We start from the raw sequence: 19,425 nt of genomic DNA, 5'->3' as shown, positions 1-19,425 counted from the left end.
AGTCACTGTCGTTCTCAAAATCGGTGGAGCTGCATGACAAAGTCATCGGGCATTATCTGAACATAAAACACTATCAGTAAGTTGGAGTCATTACCTAGAACATCAAATAATGGAGCTCACATGAAAAATCAGCATATTGGCGACATCATCCTCGATGAAGAGGCTATTGCAACAGGCGTACGTAACGTGGCCGCGCGGTTAAACCACGATTTTACCGATGCCGTTGTCATTACCGTGGTACCGGGCGGAATACTCTACACCGCCGACCTGACCCGGCAGCTCACTTTTGATGTCAATATGGATTATATATCGTGCCCTCATACGCCAGGCGATCGTAACAACACTTCCACTATCGTTTATCATCATAATATTGAGATCAATGGCCGGCATGTCATCATCATCGACGATGCGATTGAATCCGGTGGCACAATGAAACGCCTCGTGGAGTACATCTCTGAGAATTACCAACCCGCCTCGGTATCTATTGCCGTACTGTTTGTCAAACCAGGCCGCGTTGATATTCCCGTAAAACAATATTATGCCTACGAAATGGAGAGTGACGATCTGCTGATTGGTTACGGCATGCCATGGGATAATAAATACCGTAACAAACCTAATGTGGCAAAACTGATCAAGTAATCACCGGCCCTCACACCAGCAATACCGCTTAATATATTCCATCGGGATATATTAAGCGGGTATCACTGGCATAGCCTTATGCCATCGAATATGTCCAGCACTTCCTGGTTCGGCTATTTTTTCATCAACTCCTATTTTCTGCAAAAATCCCCCTTGATTTTTTTCCCGCCAACCGCATTTAAAAAACACCAGTTTGACGAAGCTCAAAACACAACGATTTCCATAGCGGTATTAATTCACTCCGAAAACCTAACTCGTCTGACACAGTGAAAGGAGGAGACGATGAAAACCTACGATCGTAACCGTAACGCTATCACTATCGGTAGCCACGTCATGATTGCCAATAATGGCGCAACGGGTGTGATCCGCTCGATTCACAGTGAAGGTAAAACGGCAGAACAAGTGCGCCGTTCGGAGTCTGTCGAGATCGAAGGTTACGATGGCATGTATTGCCCACTTGAGTTAATTCGCCTGGGCTTCCACTAATACCGTGCCATCTTAGAGCAGGCCAATAATATGGCCTGCTCGTGTCGGCTATTCCCCAACCCGCAATAAATCGCTATACCGCGTCGTATAACGCGGCGACAGCATTTCGCGTTTCATCTGCCACAATGGCTCAATCCCCTGCCCAGCAAAATAGAGCGTTCCGCGCCCTTCTTTTTGATTCAGCGTATCCAGCGTGTTCATCAGTTGCGCACTATTACGTTGCGGTACATAACTATCGAAGAGATCATACTGCGCAACGCCCTGGCTATAGAAATCCCCTAACATGACCCCGGCCTTTTGATAGCGATGGCCATCGCGCCAGATAATATCCAGACTGCGGATAGCGGCATTAATAATGTCACGCGAGTCCTGGGTCGGCGTTAATAGTTTGATAGCCGCATTATTACCGTAATAAATTTCGCCCACCGCAAACGGCGATGTTTTAATAAAGGTCGCGATAAACCGACAGAACTGGCGTTCATAACGCAACTTTTCCGCAGCACGGGTGGCGTAGCTGCAAACAGCCTGTCGCATGGACGCATAATCGCTGATGCGATCGCCAAACGAGCGGGAACAGATAATCTCCTGTTTATTCGGCGCAAACTCCTCAAACGCCAAGCAGGATTCACCACACAGTTCACGCACCGTTCGCTCCAGCACCACGCTAAAATGTCGACGAATTACCCAGGTAGATTGTTGCGCTAAATCGAATGCCGTCATGATACCCATGGCGTTTAATTTTTTACTGAGCCGTCGTCCCACACCCCACACCTCCTCCACCGGCACCAACGCCAGGAGCCGACGCTGGCGCTCGCGACTGGATAAATCCACCACGCCGCCCGTCTGGCGCCATCTTTTAGCCGCATAATTTGCCAGCTTGGCCAACGTCTTGGTGGGCGCAATACCAACACCAACGGTAAGATGGGTTCGTTGTTGGATAGTGTCACGGATATCCTGGCCAAATTCGGCAAGCTCCCGGCAATGACTGACACCCGTTACGTCACAGAACGCCTCATCAATGCTGTAAATTTCCACTTTTGGCATCATCTCTTCAAGCGTGGTCATCACCCGCTCGGAAAGATCTGCATAAAGCTCGTAGTTACTGCTAAAACAAACCACACCGTGACGCCGCAGTTTCTCCTTTTGTTTGAAATAGGGCACGCCCATTTCCACAAACGGTTTTGCCTCTTGGTTACGGGCAATCACGCAGCCATCGTTGTTGCTCAGCACAATCACCGGACGCCCTTTCAGATCGGGGCGAAACACCATCTCGCAGGAGGCGTAAAAGCTATTTACATCGACTAAGGCAAACATACTTAGCGTCTGATTTTGATAATGCCGGTAACGACGCCGAAGATATCAAGAATCCCTTCGCTCCCGATAATAATCGGGCTGTAGGCTTCATTCATCGGATTGAGTTGAATAACAGGCCGCAGCTGTAGCTGTTTGACGGTGAACTCTCCATCTACGGCGGCAATCACAATGTCCCCCTGCTTTGCCGTCAGGGCGCTGTCGATAACCAACAGATCGCCTGAACTAATCCCACCGTTAATCATGCTGTCGCCCGCAGCCTTGACGAAATAGGTCGCCGATGGATGCTGCACAAGCAGTTCGTTGAGGTCGATGCGCTGCTCGATGTAGTCCTGGGCGGGGCTTGGAAAACCACAGGATACCGAGGTACTAAACAGCGGCAGCGCAAGAACGTCCTGCCGCTCGGAGAATGTGAAAAATTGCATGATAATCACCCAATGCATATACTGTACATATATACAGTATATGCATTGGGTGGTGACTTCAAGCGCTCAGGCGATGAAATGTGGGGCGTTGAGGTGGCTAAAGGGAAATCGAAAAATCAAACTGCGGATACTAAATGGCAAAGTCATCGGCGCAAAATTAATCCAATAGACACGGATAAATCTGATAACGCATCAAACCAGGGCAAAAATCGGCAATATTACCGCTAAGTCAAAGCCACCTTCAGGTCGTTTTTTGTCGTTATCATGCCTCTTTTTCCGCACCCACTTCGTCATTTATCTCTTCGCCAATACGCGTGCTGCGTTGAAATAATCTGTTAACTTAATCGCTTGTTATCAATGACATTCTCTGTAAACTGATTCTTCAGCTCGCCTGTAGAATGGATATTTATACCGTCTCATTGCGGCCATCATTAAATCGTTGGCCGTCTGGTATTGATTATAAAAAATAAAAGATCATGTGGTTTAATGTTACAAATGAAAAAAAATTCAACAGAAAAGAAAAATAAAGACTCATTTATTACGTCTCGTTACATAATACTCTGTCTGGGTATTCTTTTTTGCCTTGCTGTTTTGCTGGTGCGAGTGGCGGATCTACAATTTTTAAACCATCCGATGCTTGCTCGCGAAGCGGATCAGCGCTCATTACGTACCATTGAACTGCCAACAAACCGGGGAACGCTGGTCGATCGCAACGGTGAAGCCCTGGCGATGAGCGTCCCTTCACGCGATGTGATAGCTGACCCGATAAAAATCGTTGAGGCGAGCCCTAACTTCCGCGATCCTAAATGGCTGTATCTGGCCTCCGCGCTCAATACCACACCCGATCAAATTGCGAACAAGATCTATCAGAACGCGCACCGCCATTTTCTTTTCCTCGATAGAAAAGTTGAGCTGGGTATCGCCAAAGATGTGGAAAATCTGCATATAAAAGGTATCAGCGAAGTCTACGACGACAGCCGCTTCTATCCAATGGGCGAAGCCGCCGCGCCATTAATCGGTATCGTCGGTGCCGATAATACCGGGCTAAACGGTGTCGAAAAGGGTTATGACAATATTCTGCAGGGTCAGCCGGGAAAAGAGATCTACCGTAAAGACGCCTCCGGCGACATTATCAGCGTACTTGATTATGATGCGCCTAAGCAGCCCCCAACCGTACAACTGAGCATTGATAAATTTGACCAGTACACCATGTACAGCAAACTGCGCGAAGGCGTATTGCTGAACAAGGCCGATTCCGGCGCGGCGGTGCTGGTAAAAATTGATACCGGCGAAATCCTCGCGATGGCCTCCTACCCCTCGTATAACCCCAACAATTTTGACAACGCCACCCAAACGCAGATGCGCGATGTCGCCATTAACGACAGCTTTGAGCCCGGCTCAACGGTGAAGCCGTTGGTGATTATTGAAGGGCTGGAAAAACAGATTATTCAGCCCGATACCCTGCTGAACACCACGCCGTATAGCGTTAACGGACACCTGATCCGCGACGTCGGCCACTGGCCACAGCTAACGCCGACCGGCATTTTGCAAAAATCGAGCGATATCGGGGTCTCCCATATTGCGCTAGCCATGCCGGCGCAAGCGCTGGTCGATACCTATCAGGCATTCGGCCTTGGTAAACCGACCGGACTCGGACTGAGCGGCGAAAGCGTGGGTTATTTCCCGCTGCATCGCCAGCAGTGGGCCGATATTGAACGTGCGACCTTCTCATTCGGCTACGGGCTACGCGTAACGCCGCTGCAAATTGCTCGCGAATACGCCACCATGGGTTCGTACGGCATTTACCGTCCGCTGTCGATAACCAAAGTCACTCCACCGGTCATGGGCCAGCAAATTGCCGATCCCAATATTGTTAAAACGGTTGTGCGGATGATGGAGAGCGACGTTTTACCCGGCGGTAGCGGCGTAAGAGCGGCGGTGCCGGGATATCGCCTGGCGACCAAAACCGGTACCGCAGAGAAACTTGGTGACAGCGGAAAATATGACGGCGGCTACGTAAACTATACCGCAGGCGTTGCCCCGGTCAGTCATCCTGAAGTGGCATTGGTGGTGGTGGTCAACAATCCGACGGCAGGCACCCACTTTGGCGGTTCGGTGGCGGCCCCCATATTTGGCAATATCATGGGGCCGGTACTGAAAAACATGAATATTGCGCCAGATGCGCTGCACTAAAACAACCCAGCGCACGGCCGGGCTAAAATAATTAGCCCGGCTGCAGAACCGCTAGACGACGGCGGTGGTCAGCCGCGACGAGCAGCATAACCGGCCCTGTTCATCAAAGATCTCAATTTGCCAAACCTGATGACGTCGTCCGGCATGTAGCGCTTTGCACACGCCACGCACCCGGCCGCTGCGCGCGGAACGAATATGGTTGGCATTAACCTCAAGGCCAACTACCCGATCTTCACCTTCGGTACATAAATAGCCCGCGACCGACCCAATTGTCTCAGCCAGCACCACCGATGCTCCACCGTGTAGCAGGCCAAACGGCTGGTGCGTGCGGTGATCGACGGGCATTGTCGCCTCCAGCGAATCATCGCCGATGCGGTCAAACTGGATATCCAGCAACCCCACCATGTTCCCTTCGCCCATCGCATTAAGCGCTTCCAGCGTGGTTTGTCGTTTCCAGATCATCCGATAATCTCCAGTAAAGCCTGCAATGGATGGCGCACCCCGTTACCTTCGACGCGTTTTATCTGACTACGGCAAGAATAACCCGTTGCCAGACAGCGGTTGCGCGGCAGCCGCTGCATCGCCTGGTGCCAGGACAGTTCATAGATACCCAGCGAGTTAGCATGGTTTTTAACCTCATGGCCGTAAGTCCCGGCCATCCCACAGCAGCCAACGCTGACGTTTTGCAGCGTGGCGCCAAAGCGGGAAAAAATCGTCGCCCACTGTTTCGGTGCGGTCGGCAGCGCCGTGACTTCCGTACAGTGGCCGAACAGATACCATGGCTCCCCGGCAGGAAGAATATTCTCGTTGTGGTCTAAAACCTGCGGCAACCATTCATGCACCAGCATGACGTTGAAATCACCGCGTTTATCCCCCAACACCTGCTTATACTCATCGCGGTAACACAGTACCAGCGCAGGATCGACGCCGACCATCGGCATACCCAGCGCCGCCACCCGATTGAGGTAATCTGACGTTTTCTGTGCCGTTTTGGTAAAGCGCGTCACGAAGCCCTTGATATGCTGCGCTTTGCCATTCGGTGAGAACGGCAGCAGCACCGGCTGATAACCTAACTTGTCGATAAGCCGGATAAAGTCGGCCACCACCTGCGCATCGTAATAGCTGGTAAACGGATCCTGTACCACCAGCACGGTTTGTGCTTTTTGCTCCGGCGCGAGCGCTTCCAGTTGTTCAAGAGTCAGATTCGCCGAGCGATGCGTGACCACCTGTTTTTGCAGCGACGGAACCGACAACATCGGCAGATCAACCATCCCGATGTGCTTCTCCGAGAGCTTGCGTACCAGCGGCTGGTTCATAAAGAAGTTAAAGGTCCTCGGCGCGCGCGCCATCAGCGGTGCATAGCTTTCAACGGTTGCCACCAGGTGATCGCGTACCGGACGCAGGTAACGCGTGTGGTATAGCTGCAGGAAACGGGAACGAAACTCTGGCACGTCGATTTTAATCGGGCATTGGGTGGAACAGGCTTTACAGGCCAGGCAGCCCGACATCGCCTCTTTCACTTCATGCGAGAAATCGTATTCGCCTTTACGGGCATGCCAGCTGTTGCGCGTGCGCTCGACCAATGAACGCAGGCTAGCGCGTTTCTCCGGCAGCTCTTTCTCTAGCATTGTCGGGTCAACGCCGCGATCGGCCAGCAGACGCAGCCATTCGCGTACCAGCGTTGCACGGCCTTTCGGCGAGTGCATGCGGTTATTGGTGATTTTCATCGACGGACACATCGGACTTTTGGCATCAAAGTTGAAGCACAATCCGTTGCCGTTACACTCCATCGCCCCACGCCATGAGGAACGCACCGTCACCGGAATTTGTCGGTCATAGGTGCCGCGCTTCACCGCATCCACCTTCATCATCGGCGCGTCTACGCCCTCCGGCGGACAAATTTTACCCGGGTTCAAACGGTTATCCGGGTCGAATGCGGCTTTTACTTTCCGCAGTTCCGCGTAAAGCTGCTCGCCAAAGAATGCGGGACTGTATTCGGCGCGGAAACCTTTGCCGTGTTCACCCCACAACAGGCCGCCGTATTTGGCGGTCAGAGCCACCACGTCATCGGAGATCCGTTTCATCAAGATCTCCTGCTGTGGATCGCACATATCCAGCGCCGGACGAACGTGCAACACGCCCGCATCGACGTGACCAAACATACCGTAGCTCAAACCATGGCTATCGAGCAGTGCGCGAAACTCAACGATATAGTCCGCCAGATGCTCCGGCGGCACGCAGGTATCCTCGGCAAACGGAATCGGCTTCGCCGCCCCTTTGGCATTCCCCAACAGGCCGACCGCTTTCTTACGCATCGCGTAAATTCGTTCGATACCGTCGAGTTCATTGCAGCGCTGCCAACCAATCACGCCACCTTCGTGCTGCGCCATCAACTCATCAAGGCGCTGGCATAGCGCAGTTACCTGACCCTCAATCAGCCCGTCGTCGTCACCGGCAAACTCGACGATGTTCAGACCCAACATCTCTTTATCCGGGACGTCGGTAATCAGTTCGTTGACCGAGTGCCAAACGATATCTTCCCGCGCCAGGTTCAGGACTTTCGAATCAACGGTCTCAACCGATAATGCCCGCGCTTCGACCATAAACGGCGCGTTACGCAGTGCGGAGTCGAAAGAGTCGTACTTGATGTTCACCAGACGGCGCACTTTCGGCAGCGGGGTGATATCAAGGCGTGCTTCGGTAACGAACGCCAGCGTACCTTCAGAACCGGTCAGCACGCGGGTGAGATCGAACTCGGTCATCGCGTCGTTAAAGACGTGACGCAAATCGTAGCCGGTCAGGAAGCGGTTCAGTTTGGGGAATTTATCGATAATCAGCTGGCGGTTGTCGCGACAGCGCTCGAAGACGGTACGGTAGATTCGCCCTGACGCCGACTGCTCTTTCGCCAGCGTTTCGGCAAGCGCGACGGGAACCGGCTGGGTATCAAGAATATCGCCGCCCAGCAGCACGGCACGAACGCCAAGTACGTGATCGGACGTTTTGCCGTAAACCAACGACCCCTGTCCGGATGCATCGGTGTTGATCATCCCCCCCAGCGTCGCCCGGTTGCTGGTCGACAGCTCAGGCGCAAAAAAATAGCCGTAGGGTTTCAAATATTGATTGAGCTGGTCTTTGATGACCCCGGCTTCAACACGCACCCAACCCTCTTCAGGATTGATTTCAATAATGCGGTTCATATAGCGGGACATATCAATGATGATGCCCTGATTCAGCGCCTGACCGTTGGTGCCAGTGCCGCCACCGCGCGGGGTGAAGACCAGGGACTGATAACGCTCTTCACCCGCAATACGGGCCAACAGCGCGACATCTGCCGTGGAACGAGGGAACACTACCGCGTCGGGAAGAAGCTGGTAGATGCTGTTATCGGTCGCCATCGTCAGCCTGTCAGCGTAGCGAGTGGCAGTATCGCCGGTAAAACCTTGTTGCTCCAGTGCTTGCAAATAATTCAGCACCAGCGGTACTTCGCCAGGCGCCTGGGAAATCTGTGGGATCATTACGATTGACCCTTTCTGAATGTTGTGTTGTACGCACAAAATTTCGCCTACTTTGATCAATACAATAGACGGCAGAAATTATGTGTATAAATGATTAATCGTTTGCGTTGTGCCGTTATCGTTTTATCACATTTTTTTCTTATGCGCCCGGTAGATTTTGCCGCAGAATCAGCGCCGGGAATTTATTGATATTAATATCAATGAAAGGATTTATGTCACGTCAGCGGTCTGGCGAGTAACTGAAGGTAACGCTTATTTATGAACACGGTTCTTAAACCACGGGATATTCCGCAAATACTGCTATCGGTGCTGTTTATTGCACTGATGATCATCGCTTGTTTATGGATTGTTCAGCCATTTATTCTGGGCTTCGCCTGGGCATCAACTATCGTGATTGCCACCTGGCCCGTTCTGATTTGGTTCCAGCGCCTGCTTTTTGGTCGACGCTCTCTGGCTGTCCTCGTGATGACGTTACTGCTTTTTTTATTGTTCGTCATTCCCATCGCCCTGCTAGTCAACAGCCTGGTTGACGGCAGCACGCCGCTGATTCATGCCATTACCAGCGGCACCCTGACGCTGCCGGATTTCGCGGGGTTAAATAGTATTCCATTTGTTGGCGCCAAACTGTACGGCGCCTGGCACAGCCTGCTCGATATGGGCGGCAGCGCGCTGATGGCCAAGATTCGCCCTTATCTTGGCACCACCACCACCTGGTTCGTTGGTCAAGCCGCACATGTCGGTCGCTTCCTGCTCCACAGCGGCCTGATGCTGCTGTTCAGCGCTCTGCTGTACTGGCAGGGTGAGAAAGTCGCCTTTGGTATGCGTTACTTCGCCACGCGTCTCGCGGCGAAACGCGGCGACGCGGCGGTTCTGCTGGCGGGTCAGGCTATCCGTGCGGTCGCACTGGGCGTGGTGGTGACTGCGCTAGTACAGGCCGTGCTAGGAGGTATTGGTCTGGCTATCTCCGGTGTGCCTTACGCAACGCTGTTAACCGTGGTGATGATCTTCTCCTGCCTCGTGCAACTCGGGCCATTGATTGTGCTGGTGCCCTGCATTATCTGGCTCTACTGGACCGGCGATACCACCTGGGGCACCGTGCTGCTGGTGTGGAGCTGCGTGGTGGGCACGATGGATAACGTCATTCGTCCGATGCTGATTCGCATGGGTGCCGACTTGCCAATGATTCTGATCCTCTCCGGCGTTATCGGCGGACTGGTCGCATTCGGGATGATTGGTCTGTTTATCGGCCCAGTGCTGCTGGCCGTCTCCTGGCGTCTGTTTGATGCCTGGTTACATGAAGTACCGCCACCCTCTTCAGACCCGGAACAGGTTCTGGAAGAGCTGGCCGAGCTTGAGCAGAATAACTATCCAAAACAGTAAGATAACAAAAGGCGGGAAATCCCGCCTTTCACTTAAGTGAAATTGACCAATTCTTCGCCAAAACCCCGCAAAAATACGCGTTATCTGCGACATGCCTCGGAAAATATTCACATTTATTTAACTATTGGGAGAAATCCGATCGACGCAAAAAATGCGCATGCCTACTATAACCTCCAAGGCAATAAATCAACCCTTTGATTTATATATCCCCTGAGTGAAACAATGAATTGCTGTGTGTAGTCTTTGCCCATCTCCCACGATGGGCCTTTTTTTATCTGGCACACGGCAATTCCCCGGCACCTCGGTACCGGGAAGGATAACCTCGCTATCAGCCGATTTCGCTACGACTCATCATCCGCCAGTCAGACGGCAACACCCGCGTTTTACCGTTAACCTGCACCGTCACACGGCGCTGAATATCTGCCGATGAACTTCCAACCTGCAGTTCAAACTCGCCCGGCTCAACGATACGCTGCCCCTCATAGCTGGTGAAATTCAGCATATCCACCGGCAACGTAAAGGTGAGCATCGCCTGCTCGCCAGGTGACAACGTCACGCGTTCAAAAGCTTTTAATTCCTGAAGCGGACGTACCATAGAGGCAACCTTATCGCGCACATACACTTGCACCACTTCGCTGCCGCTGCGCTCGCCGATATTTTTCACCGAAAGACTCAAGGTGATTTCACCCTCGATATCCACCTGGTTTTGCGCCAGCGTCAGTTCACCGTAGCTAAACTGGCCCCAGCCTTTACCGTAACCAAAGGGATACAGCGCACCGAAATGGAAAGCAAACGGCGTGCCGCCGCTTTTCAGCTTGTGGTTATAGTAGAACGGCATCGCTCCGGCGCTTTTCGGCACGCTCACCACCAGACGCCCCTGGGGCTCGGCGCGACCGGTCAACACATCAGCGATTGCCCAACCGCCTTCCTGTCCCGGAGCCCAGGCCAGCATCAGCGCCGCCACTTTCGCCTCCAGCCCCTGCAGGTTGTAAGGACGACCGCCGGTCATCACCACCACTAACGGTTTGCCGGTATCCACCAGCGCCTGCAGCAGCTGTTGCTGCACGCCCGGCAGATTCAGGCTATCGGTATCGGAACCTTCGCCCACCGTACCGCTCTGGAATAGCCCCGCTAAATCCCCCACGCAGGCGATAACCACATCGCTCTCCTGCGCAGCACGCACCGCGTCAGCAATCAGGCTGAAATCCTCAGATACCGGCGAAGACTGCATCGGTTTACCCGAACTATCGCCAGGGAAGACCGGCGCCCCCGCCATACGTTGTTCAATAATATGGCAGCCTTTGGCGTAGCGAATCTGGTTCTCCCCCAGATAGTGGCGCAGCGCCACCAGCGGCGTTGTCACCTGTGAAGTTTTCTCTAGCATATCGCTGATTATCAGGTGCACCGGGAAGCTATAGCCGCTTAACAGCGCCAGTGGGTCATCCGCCGTCGGACCCACCACCGCAACGCGCGGTTTGCCGGTCAGCGGCAGCGCATTATGGTTTTCCAGCAGCGTGATAGAACGGGTGGCGACTTCTCTTGCCACCTGACGTGTGGTATCGGACTGCAATGAGATAGCATTCTCGTCGGTATACGGGTGCTCAAACAGGCCGAGGCGGAATTTCTCGGTGAGCGTGCGGGCCACAATCTCATCAATTTTTGCCGGTGTTATCAGCCCGCGTTCAACCGCTTCCGCCAGATGGCGGGCACAGTCGTCTTTCGGCAGTTCTACGTCCAGACCGGCATTAAAAGCCAGCGCTGCAGACTCTGCCGCATCCTGTGCGACGCCATGATGCTGATGCAGTAAACTCACGCCGCCGTAATCAGCAACCACGATCCCGTCGAAGCCCCAGCGTTCGCGCAGCACCGTGGTTAACAGAAAACTATCGCTGTGTCCCGGTTGATTATCGATATCGTGATAGGCAGGCATCACTGAGCCCGCATTGGCCAGCTTCACCGCCATTTCAAACGGCAACAGGAAAGTATCGTTCAGTTCGCGAAAACCCAAATGCACCGGCGCATGGTTGCGCGCCCCTTCGCTGAACGAGTGACCAACGTAATGCTTAAGCGTTGCCAGTACGTCACGTTTTTCACCTTGTAACCCTTCAACATAGGCACAGGCCATCACGCCCACCAGCCATGGGTCTTCACCGAAAGTCTCTTCGGTTCGCCCCCAGCGCACATCGCGAGAGACATCCAGCACCGGTGCTAACCCCTGCTTGCAGCCGGTTGAACGAGCCTCTTCGCCAATCTGCTGTGCCGCACGTTTCACCAGCTCTGGGTCCCAGGTCGAACCGTAGTTCAGCGATGACGGGAACAACGTCGCGTCTTTGCACAGCAACCCGACCAGGCACTCTTCATGAAACAGCGCGGGTATTCCCAGACGGGTCTCCTCCATCATCATTTTTTGCAGCCGGTTAGCCGCACGGACGCCGGTTTTTGCATCGACAATATGGGTGCCCAACGGGCGGGTAATTTGCCCTACGCCAAGTTTCAGGCGCTCGCTCAGCGAAGTTTGCTCGCTGACACCGGCAAACTCGTCGCTCATGTCGGTTCTTTCGCGGTGCTGACCATCTTCCGACAGCACCAGCCACCAGGCATGCATCTGGGCATATTTTTCCTCGGGCGTCATGCGTGACAATAAGTCATCGACGCGTTCCTGAATCGAGCGTTGCGAGTCTTTATAAATCGGGGTCATAGCCGTTCTCCTGAGTTGCTGATCAATACCCGCAATCATTCAGCGCGATGACGGGTAAGCGCACGGTATTAACAATTGTGAATCAGTATTCAGAAGTGGCGGACGGGGAACAATTGTCGAAATTGCCTGTAGGTTTATGATTTTTTGTTTTTTTCGCGGAGTGTGATCGACAGCAACTCCCAGTGGATAAAAAAATCCCGGACACAGGGCCCGGGATTTTCAGCAGGATAACGCGTTATTTTTTCAGTTCAGCCAGACCCAGCCAGGTCTGCACGACGGTGTCCGGGTTCAGCGACAGGCTGTCGATCCCTTCTTCCATCAGCCACGCGGCAAAATCTTCATGATCCGACGGACCCTGACCACAAATACCAACGTATTTACCTTGTTTCTTCGCCGCGCGAATCGCCATCGACAGCAGCGCTTTCACCGCGTCGTTACGCTCATCGAACAGTGCGGAAACCACACCGGAGTCACGGTCAAGGCCCAGCGCCAGCTGCGTCATGTCGTTCGAACCGATAGAGAAGCCATCGAAGTGTTCGAGGAACTGTTCCGCCAACAGTGCGTTGGACGGGATCTCGCACATCATGATGATTTTCAGGCCATTCTCACCACGTTTGAGCCCCTGACGCGCCAGTTCGTCCACCACCGCTTTTGCCTGATCGACGGTACGCACGAACGGCACCATGATCTCAACGTTGGTCAGCCCCATCTCGTTACGAACGCGTTTCACCGCGTCGCACTCCAGCGCAAAGCAATCGCGGAAGCTGTCGGAAACGTAGCGACCGGCACCACGGAAACCGAGCATTGGGTTCTCTTCTTCCGGCTCGTAGCGCTCGCCACCCACCAGGTTAGCGTATTCGTTCGATTTGAAGTCAGACAGACGCACAATAACGCGTTTTGGATAAAACGCCGCGCCCAGCGTCGCGATCCCTTCGGTCAGACGGCCCACATAAAACTCTTTCGGCGAGTCAAAGCCTTTCATCATCTCGCGGATTTCATTTTGCAGCTTCGGTTCCTGGTCATCAAACTCCAGCAACGCCCGAGGGTGCACGCCAATCATACGGTTGATGATGAATTCCAGACGCGCCAGACCCACGCCTTCGTTCGGCAGGCAGGCAAAGTCAAACGCACGGTCCGGGTTGCCGACGTTCATCATGATTTTCAGCGGCAGATCCGGCATGGTATCGACGCTGGAACTGTTCACGCTAAAGTCCAGCAGGTCAGCGTAAACGTAGCCGGTGTCGCCTTCGGCGCAGGACACGGTGACTTTCTCGTCATCTTTCATGCGTTCTGTTGCATCGCCGCAGCCCACTACCGCAGGGATCCCCAGCTCACGGGCGATAATCGCCGCGTGACAGGTACGCCCGCCACGGTTAGTCACAATCGCCGCGGCTTTTTTCATGATCGGTTCCCAATCCGGGTCAGTCATGTCAGTGACCAGCACATCACCCGGTTGGATACGGTTCATTTCGCTAATATCGTGAATCACCTTCACGCTACCCGCGCCGATGCGATGGCCGATGGCACGGCCTTCAGCAACAATACGCCCCTGGGAATGCAGCGTATAACGCTCCATCACCTGTCCACGCGAACGCACGGTTTCCGGACGCGCCTGAACGATAAACAATTTACCGGTGTGGCCGTCTTTCGCCCACTCGATGTCCATCGGACGACCGTAGTGTTTTTCAATCTGGACGGCCTGTTTTGCCAGTTCCTGCACTTCATCGTTGGTCAACGAGAAGATATCGCACTGTTCCCGCGGCACGTCTTCAATACGCACCTGCTTGCCATGTTCCTGCGTCGGCGCGTAAACCATGCGGATCTTTTTCGACCCCATAGTACGGCGCACGATTGCCGGGCGATTAGCCGCCAGCGTTGGTTTGTGGACATAGAACTCATCCGGGTTCACCGCGCCCTGCACGACCATTTCACCCAGCCCCCACGCGGAGGTAATGAACACCACCTGGTCGAAACCAGATTCGGTGTCGATGGAGAACATCACGCCGGAGGATGCCAGGTCGGATCGCACCATCAGTTGGACGCCCGCCGAGAGCGCAACGCCGCGGTGGTCATAGCCCTGGTGAACGCGATAGGAAATCGCCCGGTCGTTAAACAGTGAAGCAAACACGTGCTTCACCGCCACCAGCACCGCATCGAAACCGTGGACGTTAAGGAAGGTTTCCTGCTGACCGGCAAAGGACGCATCCGGCATGTCTTCCGCTGTGGCGGAGGAGCGCACGGCAAAAGAGGCGTTGGAGTTATCCGCCGCCAGCTGGTTATATGCGTCGTGAATAGCCTGTTCCAGTTCGCTCTGGAAAGGAGTGTCGATGATCCACTGGCGGATCTGCGCGCCAGCTTTCGCCAGGGCGGTAACGTCGTCAATATCGGTGTCATCCAACAGTTGATAGATCTGCTGGTTCACGCCGCTCTGGTCGAGGAACTGATTAAACGCATCGGCAGTGGTGGCAAATCCGTTGGGTACAGAAACTCCCATCCCGGACAGATTCGTAATCATTTCACCCAAGGAGGCATTTTTGCCTCCAACTCTGTCTACATCATTCATGCCGAGTTGGTTGTACCAAAGCACCAGCGGTGACGAGCCATTGTTGGACATCGAGACAATCCTTTTTAGATTAAAGAAGCAGTGATAAGTAACGACTGACTACTCAAAATATCCTCGCATATTTAAACTGCTGAAAAAAACGGTGAATCGTGTAAGCAAATTATTTTTTACTTTTTAGGATTGATTCCCGTTAATTCATAACCTACTGATTAGGCTAAAAAGCCACAATAACCGACGGTATATTGACCAGCTCGTAAAAATGAAATGGGCATTTCATTAAAAATAAAAATACCATTTCATTTTTAATTTAAGGACAAGCATCGTCAGGTTGTGTTTAAATTTAATTTACGCTTTCAGGTAATTAACGGGGAAAGGCAAAATGGAAAACGCAGTCGATCGTCAGGTATTTTATATTTCCGATGGCACCGCTATTACGGCGGAGGTTCTCGGCCACGCGGTGATGTCGCAATTCCCGGTGGCGATAAACAGCATTACCCTGCCGTTCATTGAAAGCGAAAGCCGGGCGAAGGCGGTGAAGGAGCAAATCGACGCGATTTACCAGCAAACGGGCGTGCGTCCGTTAGTTTTCTATTCCATCGTTATTCCCGAAATTCGCGACATTATTCTGCAATGTGAAGGATTTTGTCAGGACATCGTGCAGGCGCTGGTCGCCCCCTTACAGGAAGAACTTAAGCTTGATCCCACCCCTATTGCTCATCGTACTCACGGCTTAACGCCCGGTAATCTCACCAAATACGATGCGCGTATCGCGGCGATTGATTACACCCTGGCGCATGATGACGGTATTTCTCTGCGTAACCTCGATCAAGCGCAGGTAATCCTGCTTGGCGTCTCCCGCTGTGGAAAAACCCCCACCAGCCTTTATCTGGCGATGCAGTTTGGTATTCGCGCCGCCAACTATCCGTTTATTGCCGACGATATGGATAACCTCGTGCTGCCCGCGTCGCTAAAACCGCTACAGCATAAGCTGTTTGGCTTGACCATTAACGCCGAGCGTCTGGCGGCTATTCGCGAGGAGCGACGCGAAAATAGCCGCTACGCCTCAATGCGCCAATGCCGGATGGAGGTCGCGGAAGTTGAAGCGTTGTACCGCCGCAATCAAATACCGTGGATCAATAGCACCAATTATTCCGTAGAAGAAATTGCTACTAAAATCATGGACATCATGGGATTAAGTCGCAGAATGTACTAATACACTAGTACAATGCATCGAATTTGTTTATCATAGCAGTGTGATTGAGAGCACATTACGCTCCGCGCTTGAATTCAGCGGAGATTGGTTTATCGTGATGTGCATCACTTCCCAGCAAATTGGCTGGTGAGGCAACAAATTTCTGAGATCCCCATGAATAAGACCGATGAATTGCGTACGGCTCGAATTGAGAGCCTGATTACGCCTACTGAACTTGCCGAGCGTCACCCGGTATCAGCGGACGTTGCGGCGCACGTGACCGCTTCACGCCGACGGATTGAGAAGATCCTCAACGGTGAAGATCGCCGCCTGCTGGCGATTGTTGGCCCCTGCTCTATCCACGATCTTGATGCTGCCATCGATTATGCCCGCCGTTTACAAGTGCTGCGTGAAAAACACCAGGGCGAGCTGGAAATCGTCATGCGCACCTATTTCGAAAAGCCGCGTACGGTTGTCGGCTGGAAAGGATTAATCTCCGATCCGGACCTCAACGGTAGCTATCGCGTCAATCACGGTATTGAGCAGGCGCGTAAACTGCTGCTACAGGTCAACACGCTTGGCGTCCCAACCGCTACCGAGTTTCTCGATATGGTGACCGGTCAGTTTATCGCCGATCTCATTAGCTGGGGCGCAATTGGCGCGCGGACCACGGAGAGCCAGATTCACCGCGAAATGGCTTCCGCTCTCTCTTGTCCGGTTGGTTTTAAAAACGGTACCGATGGTAATACGCGCATTGCGGTTGACGCCATTCGCGCCTCTCGCGCCAGCCATATGTTCCTGTCGCCGGATAAAAATGGCCAGATGACCATTTACCAAACCAGTGGTAATCCTTACGGTCATATCATCATGCGTGGGGGGAAGAAACCGAACTACCATGCCGACGATATTGCCGCTGCCTGCGATACGCTGCATGAATTCGATTTGCCGGAACATCTGGTGGTCGATTTCAGCCACGGCAACTGCCAGAAGCAGCACCGCCGCCAGCTGGAAGTGTGTGACGATATTTGCCAGCAGATCCGCAATGGTTCTTCGGCGATTGCCGGTATTATGGCGGAAAGTTTCCTGCGTGAAGGTACGCAGAAAATCGTCGCCGACCAACCGCTCACCTACGGTCAATCGATAACCGATCCTTGCCTGAGTTGGGAAGATACCGAACTGCTGCTGGAAAAACTGGCCTCCGCGGTCGCCACCCGCCTGTAACATCCTCAGCCCGCCGCACTACGGCGGGCGCTTTACGCTCACCATTTATAGTACTAAATAAAACTTGCGGTTAACTCGCTGAATATTGATAATGGTTATCATTGTTACATTGATTTTCATTATAAAAATGTCGCTAATGGATACCTGCGCAGAATTAGAACCGCAAAAGGATAATACGCCTCGCCCGCTCTCCAGCGATCGCCGGATCGACAGTCAGGTGCTGTTAGGTCAGGAAGGCCGCGTGATCATCGAACATGGTGAACATCAATATTTATTGCGTCAAACTCAGGCAGGAAAACTCATTTTAACGAAGTAGCTACACCACCCGGATGGCAGTGCAGCTAGTGCCGGATTAGCTCGAACAGCTGACCTCGAGATGTTTACCCCAGTCCGGCGGACGGCGGCTGTAATCATCCTGGCGATCGCACCACGGAGAGCGCAGCGCTTCATGTAAACGGTGTAATTCCTGATAGTCGCCTTGCTCTGCCTGTTCAATCGCCCGCTGGGCCAACCAGTTACGTAACACAATGGACGGGTTAGCCTGTTTCATCGCGCGTTGACGCTGAGAATCATCAATCTCTTCTTGCTGCAGACGAGTTCGATACTGCGTGAACCAGCTATCAAACGCGGCTCTATCGATAAACTCATCACGCAGCGATGATGCCGCACTGTGTTGTTCAGTTGCGCTCAGCAGGCGGAATGTCAGGGTATAATCACTGCCCTCACGTTTCATCAATGCATACAGCCCATTGAGCAGATCGTTATCTCCCTGCTCTTCGCTAAATAGCCCCAGCTTTTTACGCATCCGCTGACCATACTCGCGGAACAACGTTTGCTGATAGGTATCCAGCGCCGCGTTCAAGGCATCGACTTCAATGAACGACGACAGCGACTGTGCCAGACGCTGCAAATTCCATAGCCCCACGGCAGGCTGATTATCAAAGCGGTAGCGTCCCTGATGGTCCGAGTGGTTACAGATATATTCCGGCTGATAATCATCCACGAAACCAAAGGGGCCGTAGTCGAGCGTCAGCCCAAGAATAGACATGTTATCGGTATTCATCACGCCATGCGCGAAACCGACGGTCTGCCAGCGAGCAATCATCAGCGCCGTACGCGTGACCACATCGTGGAACCACAGCGAGTAGCGTTCCGGCTCATTCTGCAAATGCGGCCAGTGATGACGGATGGTGTAGTCCGCCAGCTTACGAACGTTGTCCATGTCACGACGATAATAGAAATGTTCAAAATGACCGAAACGGATATGGCTCTCGGCAATACGCATCAGCATCGCGCCGGACTCAACGGTTTCACGTTGGATTGGCGTATCGCTGGCAACTATTGCCAGCGCACGAGTCCCAGGAATCCCCAGATAATGCATTGCTTCAGAGGCCAGACTTTCGCGCAGCGTGGAACGCAGCACCGCACGACCATCGCCCATCCGCGAGTACGGTGTCAGCCCTGCGCCTTTAAGATGCCAGTCAACCGTTTTGCCGTTTTCGAGTTGCTGCTCACCCAGTAAAATGCCACGGCCGTCGCCTAACTGCCCGGCCCAAACGCCGAACTGGTGGCCGCTATAGACCTGCGCCAGCGGCGACATGCCCGGCAGTAGCTGTTCACCGCCCCAGACTCCGGCCCCATGTTCTGGGGTAAAGAGCGCGGCGGGAATGGCTAACTCATTGGCAAGCGGCGCGTTATGCCAGACCACACGGGCATTGTGTAGCGGCGTGGGCTGTTGCGCGCTGTAAAATTCTGGCAGCTCATCGCGCCAGCGGGTGTTAAATGACAGGTTCATGGTTCCT

At 53.3% G+C, this 19,425-nt stretch carries 15 protein-coding genes and 1 other RNA gene; 9 read left to right on the top strand and 7 right to left on the bottom strand.

The annotated features are described in order from the left end of the window. The 3 genes from ABOC97_RS16195 to ydfZ form a co-directional block, all read left to right on the top strand. On the top strand, nt 1–80 hold an 80-nt coding region (locus ABOC97_RS16195), incomplete at its 5' end, for an IS1 family transposase (protein WP_001401901.1). 40 nt (nt 81–120) lie between these two features. Continuing rightward, complete coding sequence (locus ABOC97_RS16190; protein ID WP_349599635.1) at nt 121–639, top strand: phosphoribosyltransferase; 519 nt, start codon at nt 121–123, stop codon at nt 637–639. A gap of 282 nt (nt 640–921) precedes the next feature. Further along, on the top strand, nt 922–1,125 hold the full coding sequence (ydfZ, locus tag ABOC97_RS16185; RefSeq protein ID WP_349599633.1) for a putative selenium delivery protein YdfZ: 204 nt from the start codon (nt 922–924) through the stop codon (nt 1,123–1,125). 48 nt (nt 1,126–1,173) lie between these two features. Here ydfZ and umuC read toward each other — a convergent pair whose 3' ends face one another. Together umuC and umuD are read right to left on the bottom strand one after the other, a co-directional pair. Next, the gene (umuC, locus tag ABOC97_RS16180; RefSeq protein WP_349599630.1) at nt 1,174–2,439 is read right to left on the bottom strand and encodes a translesion error-prone DNA polymerase V subunit UmuC; all 1,266 of its coding nucleotides are present in this window, start codon (nt 2,437–2,439) and stop codon (nt 1,174–1,176) included. Nucleotides 2,440–2,441: 2 nt separating this feature from the next. Beyond that, nucleotides 2,442–2,861: a translesion error-prone DNA polymerase V autoproteolytic subunit gene (gene umuD, locus ABOC97_RS16175; protein ID WP_349599627.1), complete on the bottom strand. Its 420-nt coding sequence runs from the start codon at nt 2,859–2,861 to the stop codon at nt 2,442–2,444. 495 nt (nt 2,862–3,356) lie between these two features. Between umuD and ABOC97_RS16170 the strand changes: the two genes are divergently transcribed. Beyond that, nucleotides 3,357–5,054, top strand: a complete 1,698-nt coding sequence (locus tag ABOC97_RS16170; RefSeq protein WP_416012010.1) for a penicillin-binding transpeptidase domain-containing protein — start codon at nt 3,357–3,359, stop codon at nt 5,052–5,054. A gap of 51 nt (nt 5,055–5,105) precedes the next feature. Here the strand turns inward: ABOC97_RS16170 and menI are convergent, their stop codons facing one another. Both menI and ydiJ read right to left on the bottom strand, forming a co-directional pair. Then, nucleotides 5,106–5,516, bottom strand: coding sequence for a 1,4-dihydroxy-2-naphthoyl-CoA hydrolase (gene menI, locus ABOC97_RS16165; RefSeq protein ID WP_349599622.1), 411 nt, complete (start codon nt 5,514–5,516; stop codon nt 5,106–5,108). Then, nucleotides 5,513–8,569 (bottom strand): D-2-hydroxyglutarate dehydrogenase YdiJ, encoded by a 3,057-nt coding sequence (gene ydiJ / locus ABOC97_RS16160; RefSeq protein WP_349599619.1) that lies wholly within the window; start codon nt 8,567–8,569, stop codon nt 5,513–5,515. Before ydiJ ends, menI begins: the two co-directional genes overlap by 4 nt. Nucleotides 8,570–8,827: 258 nt before the next feature. Between ydiJ and ydiK the strand changes: the two genes are divergently transcribed. Then, the gene (ydiK, locus tag ABOC97_RS16155; RefSeq protein ID WP_234508887.1) at nt 8,828–9,949 is read left to right on the top strand and encodes an AI-2E family transporter YdiK; all 1,122 of its coding nucleotides are present in this window, start codon (nt 8,828–8,830) and stop codon (nt 9,947–9,949) included. A 175-nt stretch (nt 9,950–10,124) separates the two neighbouring features. Continuing rightward, nucleotides 10,125–10,224: antisense sRNA RprA (rprA, locus tag ABOC97_RS16150), an RNA gene on the top strand. 53 nt (nt 10,225–10,277) lie between these two features. On the opposite strand, the gene ABOC97_RS16145 is transcribed toward rprA, so the two are convergent. Together ABOC97_RS16145 and ppsA are read right to left on the bottom strand one after the other, a co-directional pair. Then, the gene (locus ABOC97_RS16145) at nt 10,278–12,647 is read right to left on the bottom strand and encodes a glycoside hydrolase family 3 N-terminal domain-containing protein (RefSeq protein WP_349599615.1); all 2,370 of its coding nucleotides are present in this window, start codon (nt 12,645–12,647) and stop codon (nt 10,278–10,280) included. A gap of 235 nt (nt 12,648–12,882) precedes the next feature. Next, nucleotides 12,883–15,261, bottom strand: coding sequence for a phosphoenolpyruvate synthase (gene ppsA, locus ABOC97_RS16140; RefSeq protein ID WP_349599612.1), 2,379 nt, complete (start codon nt 15,259–15,261; stop codon nt 12,883–12,885). Between the two features lie 328 nt (nt 15,262–15,589). On the opposite strand from ppsA, the gene ppsR reads away from it, so the two are divergent. The 3 genes from ppsR to hemP all read left to right on the top strand — a co-directional run bounded on the left by ppsR (nt 15,590) and on the right by hemP (nt 17,939). Next, nucleotides 15,590–16,423 carry a posphoenolpyruvate synthetase regulatory kinase/phosphorylase PpsR gene (gene ppsR / locus ABOC97_RS16135; protein ID WP_061285142.1) on the top strand — a complete coding sequence of 278 codons (834 nt, stop codon included), beginning with the start codon at nt 15,590–15,592 and terminating at the stop codon, nt 16,421–16,423. Between the two features lie 153 nt (nt 16,424–16,576). Further along, nucleotides 16,577–17,623, top strand: coding sequence for a 3-deoxy-7-phosphoheptulonate synthase AroH (gene aroH, locus ABOC97_RS16130; RefSeq protein ID WP_349599609.1), 1,047 nt, complete (start codon nt 16,577–16,579; stop codon nt 17,621–17,623). Between the two features lie 91 nt (nt 17,624–17,714). Further along, nucleotides 17,715–17,939: a hemin uptake protein HemP gene (gene hemP, locus ABOC97_RS16125; protein WP_349599606.1), complete on the top strand. Its 225-nt coding sequence runs from the start codon at nt 17,715–17,717 to the stop codon at nt 17,937–17,939. A 36-nt stretch (nt 17,940–17,975) separates the two neighbouring features. Here hemP and selO read toward each other — a convergent pair whose 3' ends face one another. Further along, a complete protein-coding gene (gene selO / locus ABOC97_RS16120; protein ID WP_349599603.1) occupies nt 17,976–19,418 on the bottom strand; it encodes a protein adenylyltransferase SelO in 1,443 nt (480 codons plus the stop codon). Between the last annotated feature and the right edge of the window lie 7 nt (nt 19,419–19,425).

Source organism: Kluyvera huaxiensis, assembly GCF_040149365.1.
Classification (GTDB): domain Bacteria; phylum Pseudomonadota; class Gammaproteobacteria; order Enterobacterales; family Enterobacteriaceae; genus Kluyvera; species Kluyvera intermedia_A.
Note: the sequence above shows the minus strand (reverse complement) of the source record. Positions and strands in the feature narration are given on the sequence as shown.